12 protein-coding genes and 3 pseudogenes are annotated in these 19,286 nt (G+C 62.5%); 5 read left to right on the top strand and 10 right to left on the bottom strand.

Going from position 1 to position 19,286, the window contains the following annotated elements; genetic code table 11:
- Positions 1-43 precede the first annotated feature (43 nt).
- Positions 44-1,597 carry a cation:proton antiporter gene (locus tag AC0V7N_RS11900; protein WP_475457637.1) on the bottom strand — a complete coding sequence of 518 codons (1,554 nt, stop codon included), beginning with the start codon at positions 1,595-1,597 and terminating at the stop codon, positions 44-46.
- Positions 1,598-1,721: 124 nt separating this feature from the next.
- Here AC0V7N_RS11900 and AC0V7N_RS11895 point away from each other — a divergent pair.
- Both AC0V7N_RS11895 and AC0V7N_RS11890 read left to right on the top strand, forming a co-directional pair.
- Positions 1,722-2,346, top strand: a pseudogene (locus AC0V7N_RS11895) (glutathione S-transferase family protein).
- 32 nt (positions 2,347-2,378) lie between these two features.
- Positions 2,379-2,990, top strand: coding sequence for a hypothetical protein (locus AC0V7N_RS11890; RefSeq protein WP_496627848.1), 612 nt, complete (start codon positions 2,379-2,381; stop codon positions 2,988-2,990).
- Positions 2,991-3,041: 51 nt separating this feature from the next.
- Here the strand turns inward: AC0V7N_RS11890 and AC0V7N_RS11885 are convergent, their stop codons facing one another.
- The 9 genes and pseudogenes from AC0V7N_RS11885 to AC0V7N_RS11845 form a co-directional block, all read right to left on the bottom strand.
- Positions 3,042-4,106 (bottom strand): ABC transporter ATP-binding protein, encoded by a 1,065-nt coding sequence (locus AC0V7N_RS11885; protein WP_475457633.1) that lies wholly within the window; start codon positions 4,104-4,106, stop codon positions 3,042-3,044.
- 16 nt (positions 4,107-4,122) lie between these two features.
- A complete protein-coding gene (locus AC0V7N_RS11880) occupies positions 4,123-4,914 on the bottom strand; it encodes an ABC transporter permease (RefSeq protein ID WP_475457631.1) in 792 nt (263 codons plus the stop codon).
- The gene (locus AC0V7N_RS11875) at positions 4,911-5,828 is read right to left on the bottom strand and encodes an ABC transporter permease (protein ID WP_475457629.1); all 918 of its coding nucleotides are present in this window, start codon (positions 5,826-5,828) and stop codon (positions 4,911-4,913) included. Before AC0V7N_RS11875 ends, AC0V7N_RS11880 begins: the two co-directional genes overlap by 4 nt.
- Before the next feature lie 64 nt (positions 5,829-5,892).
- Complete coding sequence (locus AC0V7N_RS11870; protein WP_475457627.1) at positions 5,893-6,999, bottom strand: ABC transporter substrate-binding protein; 1,107 nt, start codon at positions 6,997-6,999, stop codon at positions 5,893-5,895.
- A 244-nt stretch (positions 7,000-7,243) separates the two neighbouring features.
- Entirely contained in the window at positions 7,244-8,416 is a 1,173-nt protein-coding gene (locus tag AC0V7N_RS11865; protein WP_475457624.1) for an iron-containing alcohol dehydrogenase, read from the bottom strand.
- 19 nt (positions 8,417-8,435) lie between these two features.
- Positions 8,436-9,824, bottom strand: a complete 1,389-nt coding sequence (locus AC0V7N_RS11860) for an aldehyde dehydrogenase family protein (RefSeq protein WP_475457622.1) — start codon at positions 9,822-9,824, stop codon at positions 8,436-8,438.
- Positions 9,825-9,912: 88 nt separating this feature from the next.
- Positions 9,913-11,033, bottom strand: a pseudogene (locus AC0V7N_RS11855) (glutamine synthetase family protein).
- A 344-nt stretch (positions 11,034-11,377) separates the two neighbouring features.
- Complete coding sequence (locus AC0V7N_RS11850) at positions 11,378-12,991, bottom strand: amino acid permease (RefSeq protein ID WP_496627847.1); 1,614 nt, start codon at positions 12,989-12,991, stop codon at positions 11,378-11,380.
- A gap of 22 nt (positions 12,992-13,013) precedes the next feature.
- On the bottom strand, positions 13,014-13,832 hold the full coding sequence (locus tag AC0V7N_RS11845; RefSeq protein WP_475457615.1) for an N-formylglutamate amidohydrolase: 819 nt from the start codon (positions 13,830-13,832) through the stop codon (positions 13,014-13,016).
- Between the two features lie 135 nt (positions 13,833-13,967).
- Here AC0V7N_RS11845 and AC0V7N_RS11840 point away from each other — a divergent pair, with 135 nt between their 5' ends.
- From AC0V7N_RS11840 to AC0V7N_RS11830, 3 genes and pseudogenes are all read left to right on the top strand, one after another.
- Entirely contained in the window at positions 13,968-14,795 is an 828-nt protein-coding gene (locus tag AC0V7N_RS11840; RefSeq protein ID WP_027030940.1) for a MurR/RpiR family transcriptional regulator, read from the top strand.
- A 201-nt stretch (positions 14,796-14,996) separates the two neighbouring features.
- Positions 14,997-16,157 carry an efflux RND transporter periplasmic adaptor subunit gene (locus tag AC0V7N_RS11835; protein ID WP_496627846.1) on the top strand — a complete coding sequence of 387 codons (1,161 nt, stop codon included), beginning with the start codon at positions 14,997-14,999 and terminating at the stop codon, positions 16,155-16,157.
- A pseudogene (locus AC0V7N_RS11830) lies at positions 16,154-19,284 on the top strand (efflux RND transporter permease subunit). Before AC0V7N_RS11835 ends, AC0V7N_RS11830 begins: the two are co-directional and overlap by 4 nt.
- Positions 19,285-19,286 lie beyond the last annotated feature (2 nt).

Below are 19,286 nucleotides of genomic sequence, written 5' to 3'. Positions count from 1 at the left end.
AAACGACGCGAGCGTCCCGTGAAGCGATAGCGTGAAGTTGGTGCTAGTCGGTCGTCAGCGGCTGGAACCGGCCAGCCGGAGACGCCGCCAGCTCCGCCCAGTCGATCTCTTCCTCCAGCCGGTGATAGGCTTCATCGCCGATCGTACCGTTGCGGCGCAGTTCCTCCAGCGTGTCGCGCTGGCGGTTGATGGCATAGAGGCGCAGCCGGTCGTATTCGGTCGCGGCTTGAGCGTCCTCCGGGTTTTCCGCAATGACGCGCTGAGCCTCGTACTGTTCGCGCACGACAGCCGCCGCGGCCGATGTCTTGCGGCTCAACACATCGAGTGCTGCCTGCATGATGGCAACGCGCGCCTGCGCCACCTCGCGGTCTATTGTCGTATCCGGGTCGAAGTTGAGTATCCGCAGCAGAGGCTTGAGCGTCATCCCCTGCAGCACCAGCGTACCCAGAACCACAGCGAAGGCGGCAAGCACGATCGGATCGCGGCCGGGAAAATCGGCCGGCAGGGCAATGGCCACCACCAGCGTCACCAGCCCGCGCATGCCGCACCAGCCGACGAGCACGGCGCCGCCAAATGTCGGGACATCCCGCCTTCTGTCCTCGCCACCGAAGCGGGCAAACCATCGTATGATCGCCACGTAGCTCGCCACCCAGACGAGGCGTGCGACGATGACGACAACCAGCACCGTGGCGGCGAACAGAAGGGCCTGGCCTTGCCCTTCGCCCGAAAGCCGGCCGACGATCGATCGCGCCTGCAGGCCCATCAGCACGAAAGCCAGCACGTTGAGCACGAACACCGCCGTCTCCCAGACCGAATAGGTGCTGACGCGCCGCCTTGCCGACATGTGGCGCGGCGCCCGGCGCGCGAGGGTCATGGCGTAGACGACGATGGTGATGATGGCCGAAAGGCCCAACTTGTCCGCCAGGATCCAGACCCCGAACGTTCCGGCGAATTGCACCACCGTGCTGCTCGCCGCGTCCTCTATCTTTGCCAGCGTCAGCAGCGAGAAGCGGCCAAGCACATAGCCGGCGATCAGGCTGCCTATGGTCGACAACAGGATCGTCGGAATGGCGTTGCTCAGCATGATCGAGCCGAGCGCCGCCGAAACCGCCAGCCGGTAGATCAAGAGCGCGGTGGCATCGTTGAGCAGGCTCTCGCCTTGCAGGATGGCGGTGATGCGGTGCGGCACCTTGAATTGCCCGAGCACGGCGGATGCCGCCACCGCATCCGGCGGCGCGACGATGGCGCCGAGCGCGATTGCCGCCGCGATCGGCAGGCCGGCCATCTTCCAGCCGACGAAGGCAACGACGACGGTGGTGAAGACGACGGCGCCAAGCGCCAGCAGAACCAGCGACAGCCGGTAGCGCTTGAGGTCGCGCAGCGAGGTGTCATAGGCCGCATCGAGAAGCACCGGCGCGATGAACAGGGCAAGCGCCAGTTCCGGATCGATCTCGATCATTGGCGCGCCAGGCACGAAGGCAATCCCTACCCCGGCCAAAGCCAGCAGGGACGGATAGGGGATCTCCAGCTGCCGCGACAGCGCGGTCAGCGCAACAGCCGTCAAAAGCAGGACAAGGGTGAGTTCGAAAAGAGCCATGGGCTTTTATATCCGTGAGACGGGATTGCCGGCGCAAATATCCTGCAGGATGCGGTGGATTGGCCATCAAACTCAAGCCCTCTGGCCATACGCCTCAAACCGCCTCCTGTCCTACAAGAACGGCATGATCCTCATCGGCCAGATGACTCGCCCTTCGTGCGCCGCGTCGGCATCGCGCTGACCCTCTATGGCATAGCCTTCGAGCATCGTCCGTGGTCGGCTTTCGGCGATGCCGACAAGATACGGCCCTATAACCCGCTGACACGGGTGCCGACCCTGGTGCTGGACAATGGCGAGGTGCTGATCGAAAGCCATTTGATGCTCGACTATCTTGATAGTCTCGTCCCGGTCGAGAAGAGGATGTTTCCGACAGAGGAGCCGCTGCGCTATCAGGCGCTGAAAATCTCAGCCCTGGCCACCGAGCTCGGCGACAAGGCGGTCAGCCTGTTCTACGAGAAGCGGCTGCACGAGAAGATCTCCGACCTCTGGGCTGGGCGCTGCAGCAAGCAGATCGAGACCGTGCTTGCCGTGCTGGAGGCCGACCGTGCCAAACGGTCGACACCTTACTGGTTTGGCGACCGCATCGGTCATGCCGACATCGCGGTTGCCGCCGTGCTGCGCTTCATCAGCGAGGCACATCCGGGGCTCATTTCGCTGGCTGCCTTTCCGCTCTGGAAGCCCACGCCGCGCGGATGGAAGCCCTGCCGGTCTTCCAGGTGATTTCGCAGCCCTTCATCGCACCAGCTTGAAGCCGGGCCAGCATAACAATCAGCCTTGACCTTTGAAAACCAGCGGTCGTTTATTACTGATCGCCAAAGTCATGTCGCAACAATTGGTTGATCGAGGACCTCCCATGCTGAGATTGTCTGCAACGTTGTTCACATTGATACTGCTCTCGCCGGCGGCTGGCGCTTCCGCTTTATATGATGAGTTGGCGGCAGCTAAGATCAAACTACTGGGAACGACGCGACCGGACCCGGGCATGGGACTTTGGGCGCAGCAGACTAACGGGACGTTGATTTCTCTCATCGAAGGGAAGTGGATCGACCTTGGTTATTCCGACCTGACCAGCGAAGACAAGATGAAGCAATACTGCGACAAGTTTGGAGAGTCCTTCAAGAAATTGACGGACTATTCCTTCGACATTATTGGTCCGATTACCCGCTCGAAGCACGCGGTCCACAGAGAGTACATTTTCAAAACGGGGATATCCTATAACTACCGATGGAACATCGAACAGCAAATTGAGGTGCTCGGCAGTGGAAACGGCAAGGAAATTCTGAAGAACGCCAACGGGACGAGTGCCTTGCTGATGATGTCACCCAATACCCTGCTGGAGATCGATTTCAGCTTCGCACAACCTATCCTTTGGGGACGTTGCCCCACCGAATAGGCCGCAGCGGCCTGGCTCCGCCTCTAACTATCCAAAGTAATGGTGGTGCTGCTAATGCAGCACCAGCATATCGCTCGACGAGAACGATATGTCGGCCTTTTCGCCAACGGCGGGCGGCGGTGTGGCCGGGCTGTTGAACGTGTCGAGCGACACGGTGTTGCCGCCGATGCCGACACGAACCCGGATCACCGAGCCGAGGAAGTGCACTTCGGAGATTTCGCCCGACAGGCTGGAGTCACGGCCAGGCTGGAGGCCGAGCGAGATCGCTTCCGGCCGCAGCGCCAGCGACAACGTGTCGCCGGACTTCGAGCCGTTGAGCTTGCCCTTGAGCGAGACTTGCTGCGTGTTGACCTGTACCGTGCCGGCCGCGGCATCGGTGACCTTGCCTTCGAGCACATTCAGCGTGCCGACGAAATTGGCGACGAATTTGGTTGCCGGCCGGTTGTAGATCTCGAACGGCGTGGCGACCTGCTCGGCCTTGCCGCCATACATGACCGCGATGCGGTCGGAGATCGACAGCGCCTCTTCCTGGTCGTGGGTGACGAAGATGGTGGTGATGCCAAGCTTCTTCTGAATCGACCGGATTTCTTCACGCAGCGACACACGCACCTTGGCATCGAGCGCCGACAGCGGTTCGTCGAGCAGCAGCAGCTTCGGCTTCGGCGCGATCGCACGCGCCAGCGCGATACGCTGCTGCTGGCCACCGGAGAGCTGGTAGGGGTAGCGATCGGCCATCTGCGGCAGCTTGATCATGTCGAGCATCTCGGCGACGCGCTTGTCAGCGTCGGCCTTGTTCATGCCTCCGACTTTGAGGCCGAAAGCGATGTTCTGTGCCACCGTCAGGTTCGGAAACAGCGCGTAGGCCTGGAACACCATGCCGACATTGCGCTGGTTGGGCTTCAGCCGGGTGATGTCCTTGCCGGCAACGACGATCTTGCCGGCCGACGGCTCCTCGAAGCCGGCAACCATGCGCAGGACCGTGGTCTTGCCGCAACCGGATGGTCCGAGGAACGAGACGAACTCGCCCGGCTCGACGTCGAGGCTGAAGTCCTGGACCACGGTGTTGGACCCGTAGGACTTTCTCACGTGCTGGATGGACAGGAATGGCTCGGCCATGGCTTTTTCTCTCAGGTCAATTCGGGCGGTTCGACGACTTGGGCGCGAAACGGGACAGGATCTGGATGAGCGACATGCAGCCCCAGGTAATGGCGAAGGCGATGATGGCAAGGGCTGCCGGTTCATAGGCGCGGTTGGCGCCGATGTTCTGCAAATACGGGCCAAAGGCCGGGCGGTTGAGCAGGCTGGCCATGGTGAACTCGCCGATCACGATGGCAAAGGTCAGGAAGGCGCCCGACAGCACGGCGATCAGCACATTGGGCAGGATGACGCGGCCGATGATCGTCCCCCAGCCGGCGCCCAGGATCTGCGCTGCTTCCGTCAACGTCCGCACGTCGATGGTGCGCAGTCCGGTGTCGACGGCACGATACATATAGGGCAGCGCCAGCGTCGCATAACCGATGACCAGCAAGGCATTGGCGCCCATATTGCTGCCCAGGAACGGCAGCGGCGAATTCGAGCCGTACATCCTGATGTAGCCGAAGACGATGACAATGGCCGGAATGACCAGCGGCAAGAGCGTGATGAACTCGACAATCGGCCTGAGCTGCGGCAGGCGCAGCCGGATCCAGTACGCCGCCGGCACCACGATCAGCACACCCAGTATGATGGTGAAGACCGCCGCGACCACCGAATACAGGAAGGTCGACTGGAAGCGCGCGTCACCCAGCACGATCTGATAGGCGTCGAAGGAATGAACGCCGCGCCGCATGCGCAGCGAGAACTCGACCGTCGCCATCAGCGGGATGAAGAAATACGCCGCACCGACGATGAAGACGACCCAGGCCCAGAATTTTCCCGACTTCATTTGAGCCACCTTTCGGAGCGAGTCCGGAACCAGATGTAGAAGACATTGGCCAAGCCCGTGATGACGATCATGCCGAAGGCGATGGCATAGCCGAGTTGCGGGTTGTGCAGCACGTCGCCATTGATCTGCGAATAGAGCTTGATGGGAACGATGTTGAGCGCCGGGCCGGCAAACGCGTAAGCCGTGGCGATGGCGCCGAAGGAATTGGCGAACAGCAGGATCACGGTGCCGAGGAAGCTTGGCCACAGGACCGGTATGACCACCATGCGCCAATACTGCGACTGCGTGGCGCCGAGCGTAGCGGCCGCCTCGCCCCATTCCTTCTTGATGCCATCGATGGCCGGCACGATGATCACCACCATCAGCGGGATCTGGAAGAACAGATAGACCGCGATCAGGCCCGACGTGGTGAGAAAATTGAAGCCCATCGCGTAGATGTTGATGTTGAGAACATCACGCAGAAGCGTTGTGACGATGCCGACGCGGCCAAGCGTGGCCAGGAACGCGAAAGCCAGCGGCAGACCGGCGAAATTCGAGGCGACACCGGAGAAAGTGAGCGTCGCGGAGCGTGTCCAGCTGGGAAGCCCGCCGCGCACGATGGCGATGGCTATTGCCAACCCGGCAAAGGCGCCGATGATGGCCGACCAGAAACTGATCTTGATGGAAACCCAGTAGGAGCTGCTGATCGACGGATCGCTCATCAGTTGCAGGATGTTGTCCAGCGTAAAGCTGCCTTCGCTGTTCTGAAAAGCCCCAAACACGAGATAGATCGTGGGCAGGATCAGGAACATCAGGGCGAAGATGAAGAAAGGCGCCACGCCGATCCATTGCGTCGGCAGGCGGAAAGCGGTCGCCGCATTCGGCGGCGCGGGCTGGGTGGCAATCGTTCGATTTGAAAGCGAGAGATCGGTCATGCGCCGGCTACCGTCTTCGAGGGAGGGCCGGGCGGCCTCACGACCGCCCGGTGGATTTCAAGTGTTACTTGACGTTGGCGCCGACAACGGCGTCCCAGTTCTTGCTGATGGCTTCCTTGGCCTTGGCCTGCTCGTCGAGCGACGGGAACGCGGCCGCGGCATAGGATTCCGCCGGCGGCAGCTTGGCCAGCACGTCCGCCGGGATCTTGCCGTTCTTGGCGAGATCGTTGAAGCGGATCGGGTGGCAATAGCCCTTCAGCCAGCCAATCTGGCCTTCGTCGGAATAGAGGTATTCCATCCACAGCTTGGCTGCGTTCGGATGCGGCGCAAAGGCGCTGATCGCCTGAACGTAGACACCGGCGACGACGCCGGTCTTCGGCACGATGACGTCGACGGGCGGGTTGCCCTTCAGCGTATCGCGGCCAGCAAGCGCGTTGTAATCCCAGTTGATCAGGATCGGGGTCTGGCCCTGGGCGAGCGTTGCCGGCTTGCCGACGACCGGGACGAAATTGCCGGCGGCGTTGAGCTTCTTGAAGAAGTCCAGGCCAGCCTTGCCGGCGGCTTCACCGGCAGCGGCGCCCGTCGACAGGCCGGAAGCATACACAGCCTGGATGGCCTGGTTCGAAGCGCGCGGATCACCGGCGACAGCAACCGCATTGGCGAATTCCGGCTTCAGGAGATCGGCCCAGTCCTTCGGCGATTCCTTGATCAGGTCCTTGTTCACCATGAACGACAGCACGCCGTAATAGTCGCCGTACCAAGCGCCGTCGGCATCCTTGGCGCTGTCCGGGATCGAATCCCAGGTCGACACCTTGTAAGGCAGCAGCAGGCCGTCCTTCTTGGCGGTCGGGCCGAAGGACAGGCCAACGTCGATAACGTCGGGAGCCTGCGGGCCCTTATTGTCCTTGTTTGCCTTGATCGCCTCGACCTCGTCGCCGGAGCCGGCATCGGGGTTGAGTTCGTTGACGGTGATTTCCGGATACTTCGCCTTGAAGCCGGCGATGACGTCGCCGTAACCGCACCAGTCGTGCGGCAGCGCGATGGTGGTGAGCTGGCCCTCAGCCTTCGCGGCCTTGACGAGATCATCCAGCGAAGCCGCGGACGAAATCACCGACGACACCATAAGGGTCGCGGCCGAAAGGGAAAGCACCTTCCCCGTGAATTTGAACATGTGTTCTCTCCGTTGAACTGACGCCGTTGGACGCCTGCGATGCGGTATCGTTTTCATGTGACAGCCAGATGAAAGCTTTATGAAACCATTGGCCGGCAGCAGAAAAAGTTAACTCTTTTTAACGGGCTGTAGCAATTAGCCATCACTTATTTTTCCGGCTAATCACTTTCCGCCTTGCATTTCATCCTTTCCCCCCTTGGTTTGCCCTGATTTTCCAGATCAATTTTCGGCAATGACGATGCCGTCAGATCGTGCCTGCGATAGCGTTTTCCAGCAACGTCAGCGCCGCCTTCTTGGTCAGCTTCACCGGATTGCCGCCGGCGGTCGGATCGACCACCGCCATGTCGGCGATCAGCACCTTGCGCTTCTTGTCCATGTCGAGCCCCTTGATCAGGCCCGGCAGCGCGTGCGGCACCTTCAAATCCTTGCGCAGCTTGATGATCGCCTTGGCGAAGCCGTCGAAGCCGCCCTTGATGCCGCAATAGGCGGCGAGCCGGGCAATACGCTCCTCGATTGAGTCCCGGTTGAAGGCGAGCACATAGGGCATGAACACCGCGTTGGTCATGCCGTGATGGGTGTCGTAGAGCGCGCCGATCGGGTGCGACAGCGAGTGGATGGCGCCCAGTCCCTTCTGGAAGGCGGCGGCTCCCATGGCGGCGGCACTCATCATATGGGCGCGCGCGACAAGGTCCTTGCCGTTGGCATAGGCCTTCGGCAGGTTCTCGAACACCAGCCGGACGCCTTCGACGGCAATACCGTCGGCCATCGGGTGATAGCCCGGCGCGCAATAGGCTTCGAGGCAGTGGGCAAGCGCATCCATGCCGGTGCCGGCGGTGATGAAGCCTGGCATGCCGACCGACAGCTCCGGATCGGCGATCACGATCGCCGGCAAAAGCTTCGGATGGAAGATGACCTTCTTGGTGTGCGTCTCCTCATTGGTGATGACGCCGGCGCGGCCGACTTCCGAGCCGGTGCCGGCCGTGGTCGGCACGGCGATGATCGGGGCGATCGCGTCGGAATTGGCGCGCGTCCACCAGTCGCCGACATCCTCGAAATCCCACACCGGCCGCGTCTGGCCCGCCTGGAAGGCGATCAGCTTGCCGAGATCGAGCGCCGAGCCGCCACCGAAGGCGATGACGCCGTCATGCTTGCCCTTCTTGAACACGGCGATGCCGGCAGTGAGGTTGGAATCGACCGGATTCGGCTTCACCTCGGAGAACACGCCATAGGGCACCTTGGCATCGTCAAGGATCTTCAGCGTCGAAGCGACAACCGGCAGCTTGGCCAGACCCGGATCAGTGACGAACAGCGGCCGCTTGATGCCGGTGGCTGCCAACACCTCGGGCAGCTCCTTGATGCGCCCGGCGCCGAAGCGGACGGTGGTGGGATAGTTCCATTTGGAGATCAGCTTGGACATTGCTTGTCTTTCAAAAAAATCAGATGGCTTCGCGCAGGTGGAAGGATTTCGGCCGGGTCAGATTGTCGTAGCCGATGGCCGACAGTCCCGCCCCCTTGCCGGTGTCCTTGACGCCAGTCCAGACCAGCGCCGGATCGAGATAGTCGCAGCGGTTCATGAACACCGTGCCGGTCTCGATGCGGTTGCCGATCGCCACCGCGTGCTCGGTGTCGCGGGTCCAGATCGAGGCTGTCAGGCCATAGGCGCTGTCGTTCATCAGCGCGATCGCCTCTTCGTCATTGCGCACCTTCATGATGCCGACGATCGGGCCAAAACTTTCCTCGCGCATGACGCTCATCTGGTGGTCGACTTCAGTCAGCACTTCCGGTGCCAGATAGGGCGAACCGGCCTTGTCGTTAGCCACCTTCATGTTGATGTGCGCCTTGGCGCCCTTGCGCAGCGCCTCGGCTTTCTGCTCGCGGATCAGGTCGGCGAAACGCGCCTGCGCCATCGGCCCCATTGTCGTCGCCTGTTCCAGCGGATTGCCGACGACATAGTTCTTGGTCTCGGCGATGAAGCCTTCGACGAACTCGTCATAGACCTTCTCATGCACATAGACGCGCTCGATGCCGCAGCAGCACTGGCCGGAATTGTAGAAGGTGCCGTCGACCAGATTGGCGACCGCATGGTCCATCTTGGCGTCGGGCAGCACATAGGCCGGATCCTTGCCGCCAAGCTCGAGGCCGAGCGTCATGAAGGTGCCGGCCGCCGCCTTTTCGATGGCACGGCCGCCGCCGACCGAACCGGTGAAATTGACATGGTCGATCTTGCCCGAGCCGAGCAGCTTCTCGGTCTGGGCGTGATTGAGCACGACATTCTGGAACACGCCCTTGGGCAGGCCGACCTTGTCGAAGGCCTGCTGAAAACGCTCGCCGACCAGCAGCGTCTGCGCCGCGTGCTTGAGGATGACGGCGTTGCCGGCCATCAGCGCCGGCACGATGGTGTTGACAGCGGTGAGATAGGGATAGTTCCACGGCGCGATCACCATGACCACGCCGAGCGGATCCTTCTTCACATAGCGGCGGAAGCCGTCCTTCGGGTTGGAGGCGGGAACCGACCTTAGCGCCGCCTCCGCGATCTCGACCATGTAATTGGTGCGTTCCTTGACGCCACCAAACTCGCCGCCATAGCGCACCGGACGCCCCATCTGCCAGGCGATCTCCGGCACGATCTCGTCGGTCATCGCCACCAGCGCTTCGAGCATCGCCAGCATGTACTTGCCGCGCTCGACGATCGGCGTCTCGGCCCACTTCTCCTGCGCCGCCTTGGCGCGCTCGACAGCGGCATTGATCGCCTGGTCCGTAGCCACGGACCGCTCGGCATAGATCGAGCCATCGATGGGGGATATCAACTTGACCGTTTCGGTCATTCCTTCAGTCCTCGCACTTCATGAAATCTTGATTTTGACGTCGCCCGCCGTTCAGACGATGGCTAAGGGAGGGCGACGTCGACATAGTTTAGTACCGCTCGAAACCCCTGTGCAGTTCCCAATCCGTAATGCGGCGGTCGTATTCGAACTGCTCCCACTTGGCGGTGTGGACATAATGTTCGAGCACGTCCTCGCCGAGCGCCTGCTTCAGCATCTTCGACTTGGCCAGCGTCTCGGTGGCGTCGCGCAGCGTCTTCGGGATCTCCGGCAGGCGCGAGGCCTGATAGGCATCGCCGACGAACGGCTTCTGCAATTCGAGCCTCTCGTCGATGCCGGCGAGGCCGGCGGCGATCAGCGCCGCGAAGGCGAGATAGGGGTTCAGGTCGGCACCGCCGATGCGGCATTCCATGCGGATGCCCTTGGTGCCCTCGCCGCACAGGCGGAAGCCGGCGGTGCGGTTGTCCTCGCTCCACATGATCTTGGTCGGCGCGAAGGTGCCGGCCTGGAAGCGCTTGTAGGAGTTGATGTAGGCGCCAGGAACCAGGTGAACTCCTTGGCATACTTCAGCTGCCCCGCCGCCCATTGCTGGCCGAGTGTCGACAGCGTCCAGTCGGCCTTCTTGTCGAAGAACAAAGGCGTCTTGCCGTCGGCGCTCCACAGCGAATTGTGGATATGGCTGGAGTTGCCGGCGAGGCCGTAATTGTATTTCGACATGAACGAGATCGCCTTGCCCTCGGACTCGGCGATTTCCTTGGCGCCGTTCTTCAGGATGACGTGGCGGTCGGCCATGTCGAGCGCCTCTGCGTAGCGCACATTGATCTCTTCCTGGCCCGGCCCCCACTCGCCCTTGGAGTTTTCGATCGGGATGCCGGCGGCTTCCATCTCGTTGCGAAGCCGGCGCATGACGCCCTCTTCCTTGGTGGTGATGCCGATCTGGTAGTCGCCAATATAGGGCGAGGCGGTGTCGAGGCCCTGCCAATGCTTCTTGCGGGCGGAATCGTAGGTCTCGTTGAACAGATAGAATTCGAGCTCGGAAGCGAAGTAGCCGATATAGCCACGCTCCGTCAGCCGCTTGACCTGCTTCCTCAGGATGGCACGCGGCGAATGCGGCAGGTCGTCATGGGTGTGGTGGTCGAGCACGTCGCAGATCACCAGCGCGGTCTTTTCCAGCCACGGAATGCGCCGCAACGTCGCCAGATCCGGCTTCATGACGAAGTCGCCATAGCCCTTCGACCAGCTTGCCGCCTTGTAGCCTGGCACCGGCTCCATATCGATGTCCGCGGCCAGCAGATAGTTACAGCCATGCGTTTCGTCATGCGCGGAATCGACGAAATACTGCGCCAGGAAGCGCTTTCCGGCCAATCGTCCCTGCAGGTCGACGATGCAGGCCAGCACCGTGTCGATCTCACCGCTGGAGACCGCTTTCTTCAACTGATCGAACGAGAAATTTCCGGCCATTCCTTTGGCACTCCAGCGCTTGTCGTTTCGGGCTTGTCACATTGAACGAGTGCGAAGCCGTGGCGAGAGAACTCGCCACGGCTTCGGCTTGTTGCTTAGGCAGTTTCGCCGACAGCCTTTTCGGCAGCTGCGATGACTGCCTTGCGCTTGGCGATTGCCGCTTCGCCGATAGGCGGACCTTGGAAGCGGCGGTTTTCAATGGCGAACCAAAGAATTGCCAGGATGATCGCAAAGCCAACCGAATAGTACCAAAGACCCGGTACAAAATCCGAGGCAGGGACAGGCGGATTGGCCGCGGCGTCGCCCGGCGAGCTGGGAATGGACACGACGAAGGCATGACCGCCAATCGTGACCAGGACCGTGCCGATCATGACGATGACAGCGAAAACTTTCGACAGGCCGCCAAGGCGGAAACTGCCGAAGCTTGTCCAGGTTTTGCCTTCGGCAAAGAACCCGGCCACGATCGGCATGGCGTACGAAATATAGAGATACATCGCGCAGCCGGTGGAGAGTGCGGCAAAGGCGTTGAGCGGCGTCGTCACCGCGGTCAGCACGACTGCCATGATGGCCGAGAACCAGATCGCCGCCACCGGAGTGCGGTACTTCGGGCTGACCGAACTCAGCACGCCGGAGAATGGCAAACCGCCATCACGAGCAAACGCATAGATCATCCGCGACGTGGAGGTCACGGCGGCCAATGCGCAAAGGAAGTTGGAGATGATCACGCCGATCAGCATCAACTTGCCGATGAACGACGTCATGATCGCTGCGATAAAGAGATTATTGAAGGAACTCCAGCCCGATGCAGCGGCGGCATTCAAATCCGGGATTGCCATGATCATGACGAGGATCAGCACGAAACCGAACACGCCGGACCAGAAGACCGAATGCAACATGCCCTTGTGCACGGTGTCACGGGCATTGACCGTTTCTTCCGCCGTGTGCGCGGAAGCGTCAAAGCCGGTGATGGTGAACAGCGGATAGAGAAGCCCAATGATGATCGCCATCAGCGGACCCGTTTGCGGCGAAACGCCGCCTCCCGGCGCGCCCGTGTTGTTCACAAAAGCGAATGCCTTGCTGATATCGAAGCTTGGCGCCGCCATCAAAAACATGACGATAAGGATGACGGTGACTGCGAGGATCAGATAACCGGAAAAATCCGTCAGAATGGTCGTCAGCCTGATGCCGAAATGGTTCAGCAAGGCTTGCGCCGCGGTGATGACAGCGACTGAACCAATTTGCGTCCCCATCCCCCAGCCGGAAACGTCCCAGCCGAGCACCGAACCGAAGAACAAATCCCGGGTGATGAGATAGAGAAACACGTTCACAGCCGGGATGACGAACAGCAGCCCGAGCAGATTGACATAGGCCGTTGCCCAGCCCCAGAACCGGCCGCCAAGGATTGACGACCAGTGGTACAGGCTGCCTGCCGTCGGGTAGGCGGATGCAATCTGGCCGAGACTGGCGGCAACGATAAGTGCATACGCGCTGCCGATGATCCAGCCGATGGTCAATGAAAATGGGCCGCCCGTCGAAAGCGCGATCGGAAACGATCCGAATCCGCCGGACAAGATGCAGATGATGGAGAACGAGATGGCAAAGCTCTGGAACGCCCCCATGCGCCGGGATAGTTCCTGGGCGTAGCCCATGCTGTGAAGGATCTTTACGTCCTCCGACTTGTCGACGTCTATTTGACCTGGTGCTGCCATTTGAAGTCCCCTGTTTTGTTTCTCAGCTGGCCGATTGGACTGACTTTCTGACTGAATGCGATCTGGGCCGCGTGGCCTCCTCTGGTTCCAGATCCGAAAAAATACCCGTGAGCAGATCCGCCCATTTCCGCTGCCCGGTCTCGCCGGAGATTTCGTCGTTGCGGATTTCGATCATCGCGCAGGGCAGCCCGCGCGAGCGCGCATGCCGTTCCAGCGTGAAATAGACGCGGTCGGCAGGCGAATAGGGTTCGTTGACGCCGACGGTGACGCCGGAAAGCCGCTTGAGCGCCGATATCAGCGGCGACGCCAGCCGGCGATCCTCGTCATGGATGATGCCGATGTGCCAGGGCCGGTTGCGGCCCTTGTAGACCGGCGTGAAGGAATGGACGGAAACCAGCCGGGTCTCCTGGCCGCGCGCCAGCCGCTCCTCGACGATGCGTTCGATGGCGCTGTGAAACGGCTGCCATGACATGGCGACCCGCGCCGCAAGCTGTTTTTCCGACAGGCCGGTATTGCCCGGTATGGCTGTCGTCTCGCTGACCGGCGGCACCAGGTCTGGCGCGTCGAGCGGCCGGTTGCAGTCGATGACGAGGCGCGAAATGCGGGCTTCGACCAGCGTCGCATCGAGCGCCTGCGCCACGCGCATTGCCACCGGCAGCGCACCGGGATCCCAGGCAATGTGGCGCGACAGGTCCTCGGCGGCAAGGCCGAGTGTGCCGAATTCGGCGGGAAGGAAATTGGAAGCGTGATCGCAGGTCAGCACGAAAGGGCTCGATCCGCCAGGGTTGGTTACCCCCACGGTATCAGACGATGCAAGGCTGGCGGGCCGTGCTTTCTCCATAGTCTGCGGTCCCCGGGGAGCGCTGTATCGTATGTTACGTATTTTGCCTCATTGCGTCCCTATGGATGATTTCATACAGTTTACCCGGCTTTGTCAAATGCGATCTCATGGGCAAGGCCAAGGGGTGGGGGAAAGATGATTTCCAGCATTGCCGAACTGATCGCCGACCGCATCGGCACGATGCCGGCCAGCGAACGGCGCGCGGCCCAGACGCTGATTGCCAGCTATCCGATGATCGGCCTGAAGACGGTCGCCGAATTCTCGACCGCCGCCGGCGTCTCCTCGCCGACCATCCTGCGTTTCGTGGCCCGGCTCGGCTTCCAGAACTATCCGGAATTCCAGTCGAGCCTGCAGGACGAACTGGCGGCGCAGCTGCAGTCGCCGGCGATACGGACCCTCAACCCGCCCTCGCCCGGCGGCGGCACGGTGTCGCCGATGCTGGAAGCAACGCTCGACAATATGCGCGAGACCTTCCGCCACCTCTCGGACAAGCAGCTTGCCGATATCGCGGCACGGCTTGCCGACCGGCGGGGCAAGACATTCCTCATCGGCGGCCGCTTCACCGACCCGCTGGCGCGCTACATGGCCGCCCACCTCGCCGTCATCCAGCCCGATGTCTTTCACCTTGCCGGCCAGGAGAGCATGTGGCGCGACAGGCTGATCGACATGGGCAAGCGCGACGTGCTGGTGATCTTCGACATCAGGCGCTACCAGGACAGCCTCGTGCGCTTCGCCGAGAAGGCGCATCAGCGCGGCGTCCAGATCGTGCTGTTCACCGACCAGTGGCTGTCGCCGATCGCCCGTTTTGCCCGTCATGTCATCGCCGGACGAACCGCGGTGCCGTCCGCATGGGATTCCTCGGCCGCGCTCTTCGTCGTCGCCGAAACGCTGATCGGCGCCGTCACCAGGCAACTCGAGGCCGACGGCGCGCGGCGTATTCGGGAAATGGAAGGGCTGCGTTAAGCGGCTCTGGCCAGTCGCATCCGTCCCTGATCAAGCGTGCAGACATCACGTTACCGAGATTTAATGTGCACGATTGCGTGATAATTGCCATAAACCGATGATATCGGGGGGTGGGTGGCCGGTTTTGGTCCCCAGCCCTCGTCGTCGCTGCATCCGCTTCCACTTGGAACCGGCAGAACGATTTTTGCCGCTGGAGTGCCGATGTCGGGTTGGAAACAGATTGTCCTTGCGCTTGTCGTCGTGGTCGCCGCCGCGGCCGCGTGGGCGCGCTTCTACCCCGGCGCTCCCGAAGTGCTGGCGCGCTGGGGCATCGACTGGGCCTATGGCGCGACGCCTCCAGCGAAGGACACTGCGACAGCTGGCTCCCGGCAGGCGGGGCGCAACGGCGCCCAGATTGCCACCATCGTTGCATCGCCGGCCGCCTCGGCTGTCATCAACGACCGCCTGCAGGCGATCGGCACCGGCCGCGCCAACGCCTCGGTGACCGTCAATCCCTATAGTTCCGGCCGCCTCGCCGAACTGCTGGTCGAATCCGGTACTCATGTCGACAAGGGACAGATCATCGTGACGCTTGATTCCGAAACCGAGATCATCTCCCAGGATCGGGCCAAGCTCGCTCTGCAGGATGCGCAATCCAAGCTTGACCGCGTCAAGTCGCTGCGCGCTTCCAATGCCGCGACGCCGGTCGCCGTTGCCGACGCCGAAGTGGTGCTGGCGGGCGCCAAGCTGGCGCTCCAGGATGCCGAGCTTGCGCTGCAGCGCCGCTCCATCCTGGCGCCGATCGCTGGCACTGTCGGCATCCTGCCGATCTCGGCCGGCAACTACGTCACCAACCAGTCGGCGATCGCCACGCTCGATGACCGCTCCTCGATCCTCGTCGATTTCCAGGTGCCAGAGCGTTTCGCCGCCGCAGTCAAGGTCGGTGGGCAATTGACGGCAACGCCGATCGCCAATCCGAGCAACGCCTATACCGGCACGATTTCGGCCATCGACAACCATATCGACGAAAAGAGCCGCACGCTGCTGGTCAAGGCCAAGATCGCCAATCCCGCCGACTCGCTACGCGCCGGCATGTCGTTCTCCATCATCATGAAATTCCCCGGCGAAACGTATCCCGCCGTCAGCCCGCTGGCGATCTTGTGGGGGTCGGACGGCGCCTATGTCTGGCAGATCGAGGACGGCAAGGCCAAGCGCGTGCCGGTGCGCATCATCCAGCGCAACACCGAGACCGTGCTGATCGACGCCGAGATCAACAGCGGCGACATGGTCGTCACCGAAGGCACGCAGAACGTCAGCGAGGGCGGAGAGGTCCGCATCGCCGGCCAGGAGCAGCATCCCGCCAACGCCGCCGAAGGCTCATGACCGGACCCGTCAACGCCGCCAGCGATACCGGCTTCACCGCCCTGTTCATCCGCAGGCCGGTCATGGCCTTCGTGCTCAACGTCCTCATCGCGGTTGCCGGCCTCGCCGCCTTCTACGGCGTCGAGATCCGCGAACTGCCCGACGTCGACCGTGCCGTGATCACGGTCTCGACAACCTTCGAAGGGGCCGCGGCCGAAACCATCGACCGCGAACTGACCGACACGATCGAGGGCGCCGTTGCCCGCGTCTCCGGCGTCAAGTCGATCTCGTCTTCCTCCTCCTTCGGCTCGAGCCGCGTCACCATCGAATTCAACGACGGCGTCGACCTCAATGTCGCCGCCTCCGATGTGCGCGATGCCGTCGGCCGGGTTGCCAACCAGATGCCGGACACCGCCGATCCGCCGCGCATCGTCAAGGCCGACGCCAATTCCGACGCTGTGATGCGCCTGGCAGTGACATCGGACAACATGTCGATCCAGGACATGACTGTCGTCGTCCAGGACCAGATCGAGGACGAACTGGCCGCCGTGCCCGGCGTCGCCGACGTCCAGGTCTATGGCGACCGCGACAAGATCTTCCGCATCGACGTCGACCAGAACAAGCTCGCCAGTCTCGGCTTCACGGTAGCCGACCTCAGGGCGGCCCTTGCCTCCGTTGCCTTCGATTCCCCGGCCGGTTCGATCACCACGACGAACCAGGACCTGATTGTCCGCACGACGGCCGACGTGACGACGCCCGAGGATTCGAAAACATCATCATCGGCGGCACGACGCGCATCCGCGACGTCGCCACCGTCACGCTCGGCCCCGATGTCGGCCAGACGACGCTGCGCTCCGATGGCAAGACCGGCATCGGCATCGGTATCATCCGCCAGGCGGAATCGAACACGCTCGACATCTCGACCGGCGTCCAGGCCGCCGTCGCCAAACTGCAGGAGAACCTGCCCAAGGGCATGGCGATCAAGATCACCAGCGACGACGCCGTCTTCGTCAAGGGCGCCGTGCACGAGGTCGAAATCGCGCTCGGCCTGTCGGTGACCATGGTGCTGATCGTCATCTACATCTTCCTGCTCGACTGGCGCGCCACGCTCATCCCAGGCCTGTCGATGCCGGTCGCCATGATCGGCACCATCGCCGCCATCTATCTGGCCGGCTTCTCGGTCAACATCCTGACGCTGCTCGCCATGGTGCTGGCCACGGGCCTTGTCGTCGACGACGCCATCGTCGTCCTGGAAAACATCGTGCGACGGCGCAATGAAGGCATGGGGCCGCGGGCCGCCGCCGTGCTCGGCGCGCAGGAAGTGTTCTTCGCCGTCGTCGCCACGACGCTGACGCTGGTCGCCGTCTTCGTGCCGATCTCGTTCCTGCCCGGCCAGACCGGCGGCCTGTTCCGCGAATTCGGCTTCGTGCTTGCCATGTCGGTGCTTCTGTCCTGCGTGGTGGCGCTGACACTTTGCCCGATGCTCGCCTCACGCATGCTGACCGGCGCATCGCTTCACCATGAAGGTGGCCACGGCATCGGCGCCCGGATCGGCGGCGCGTTGAATGCCGCCTACAAACGGGTCCTGCACGCATGCCTCGACGCGCCCTGGATCGTCGTTCTGGTTGCGGTGCTGTTTGCCGGCACCGCTTTCGCGCTGTTCGGCACCATCCGCCAGGAACTGACACCGACCGAGGATCGCGCGGCCGTGCTGTTGCGCATCAATGCCCCGCAAGGCGTCAGCCTCGATTACACGACGCAGCAGATGCAGAAGATCGAAAAGCTGATCCAGCCGATGCGCGATTCCGGCGAGATCCGTTCGACCTTCGAGAATGCCGGCCAGAACGGTTCCTACAATTCCGGCTTCATGGTGATGACGCTCGCCCCTTGGAACGAGCGCAGCCGCAGCCAGCAGGAAATCATGGCCGAGATCAGCCAGCTGACCAAGCAGGTGCCGAGCGTGCGCATCTTCCCGGTGCAGCCCAACAGCCTCGGCATCCGTGGCGCCGGCAACGGCCTGCAATTCGCGCTGGTCGGCAACGACCGCAAGGCGCTCGGCGACGCGGCGGTGAAGATCATCGCCGAGATGCAGAAGGACCCGCGCTTCCAGACGCCGCGCCTGTCGATCGACCCGACGCAGCCGCAGCTGGCCGTCGCCATCGACCGCGAGCGTGCCTCCGACCTCGGCATCGACATATCAGGCCTCGCCAACACCATGCAGGCCATGCTCGACGGCAACGACGTAGTCGATGTCTACATCGCCGACCGCAGCTATGGCGTGAAGCTGGTCTCGACCACCAATCCGATCAACGATCCGACCGATCTGGAAAATGTCTTCCTGAAGACAGCCGACGGCCGCTTCGTGCCGATGTCGACCATCGCCACGCTGACCGAACGCGCGGTGCCGCCATCGCTGTCGCGCGAACAGCAGCAGCCATCGGTGGCCATCACCTCCAACCTCTCCGGCAATTTCGCGCTGGGCGATGCGCTGAGCCAAGCCGAGGCGATCGCCACGCCGCTGCTGCCGCCCGGCAGCCGCATCCTGCCACTGGCCGAGGCAGCGACGCTGGGCGAGACTAACAGCGCCATGGTCACCATCTTCGGTTTCGCGCTGGTTATCATCCTGCTGGTGCTGGCCGCCCAGTTCGAAAGCTTCGTCAGCGCGGTCATCATCATGGCGACGGTGCCGCTTGGGCTGGCCTGCGCCATCTTTGCCTTGCTGCTGTCAGGCACCAGCCTCAACGCCTACAGCCAGATCGGCCTGGTTCTCCTGGTCGGCGTCATGGCCAAGAATGGCATCCTGATCGTCGAGTTCGCCAACCAGCTGCGCGACCGCGGACTGGGCGTGCGCGAGGCGATCGAGCAGGCCTCGACCATCCGCCTGCGGCCGGTGATGATGACGATGATCTGCACCATACTTGGCGGCGTGCCGCTGGTGCTGGCTGCGGGCGCGGGTGCCGAGGCACGCGTGGCGCTCGGCTGGGTGATCGTGGGCGGTCTGGGGCTGGCCACCATCTCGACACTGTTCCTGACGCCGGTCGCCTATCTCCTGCTTGGCCGCTTCGTCACCCCGAAGACGCATGAGGAAGCGCGCCTCAAGCACGAACTCGAGGAAGCCGCCTACACCAATATGGAGCCGGCGGAGTAGGT

The sequence above is a fragment of the Mesorhizobium kamtschaticum genome (assembly GCF_056174585.1).
This window is presented reverse-complemented; position numbering and strand designations above follow the sequence as displayed.

What these genes read in the sequence shown, in the direction of transcription:
- AC0V7N_RS11880 (WP_475457631.1), bottom strand. Translation starts at nt 4,914, where the DNA reads ATGAAGTCGGGAAAATTCTGGGCCTGGGTCGTCTTCATCGTCGGTGCG.
- AC0V7N_RS11875 (WP_475457629.1), bottom strand. Translation starts at nt 5,828, where the DNA reads ATGACCGATCTCTCGCTTTCAAATCGAACGATTGCCACCCAGCCCGCG.
- AC0V7N_RS11885 (WP_475457633.1), bottom strand. Translation starts at nt 4,106, where the DNA reads ATGGCCGAGCCATTCCTGTCCATCCAGCACGTGAGAAAGTCCTACGGG.
- AC0V7N_RS11860 (WP_475457622.1), bottom strand. Translation starts at nt 9,824, where the DNA reads ATGACCGAAACGGTCAAGTTGATATCCCCCATCGATGGCTCGATCTAT.
- AC0V7N_RS11870 (WP_475457627.1), bottom strand. Translation starts at nt 6,999, where the DNA reads ATGTTCAAATTCACGGGGAAGGTGCTTTCCCTTTCGGCCGCGACCCTT.
- AC0V7N_RS11840 (WP_027030940.1), top strand. Translation starts at nt 13,968, where the DNA reads ATGATTTCCAGCATTGCCGAACTGATCGCCGACCGCATCGGCACGATG.
- AC0V7N_RS11835 (WP_496627846.1), top strand. Translation starts at nt 14,997, where the DNA reads ATGTCGGGTTGGAAACAGATTGTCCTTGCGCTTGTCGTCGTGGTCGCC.
- AC0V7N_RS11865 (WP_475457624.1), bottom strand. Translation starts at nt 8,416, where the DNA reads ATGTCCAAGCTGATCTCCAAATGGAACTATCCCACCACCGTCCGCTTC.
- AC0V7N_RS11900 (WP_475457637.1), bottom strand. Translation starts at nt 1,597, where the DNA reads ATGGCTCTTTTCGAACTCACCCTTGTCCTGCTTTTGACGGCTGTTGCG.
- AC0V7N_RS11850 (WP_496627847.1), bottom strand. Translation starts at nt 12,991, where the DNA reads ATGGCAGCACCAGGTCAAATAGACGTCGACAAGTCGGAGGACGTAAAG.
- AC0V7N_RS11845 (WP_475457615.1), bottom strand. Translation starts at nt 13,832, where the DNA reads ATGGAGAAAGCACGGCCCGCCAGCCTTGCATCGTCTGATACCGTGGGG.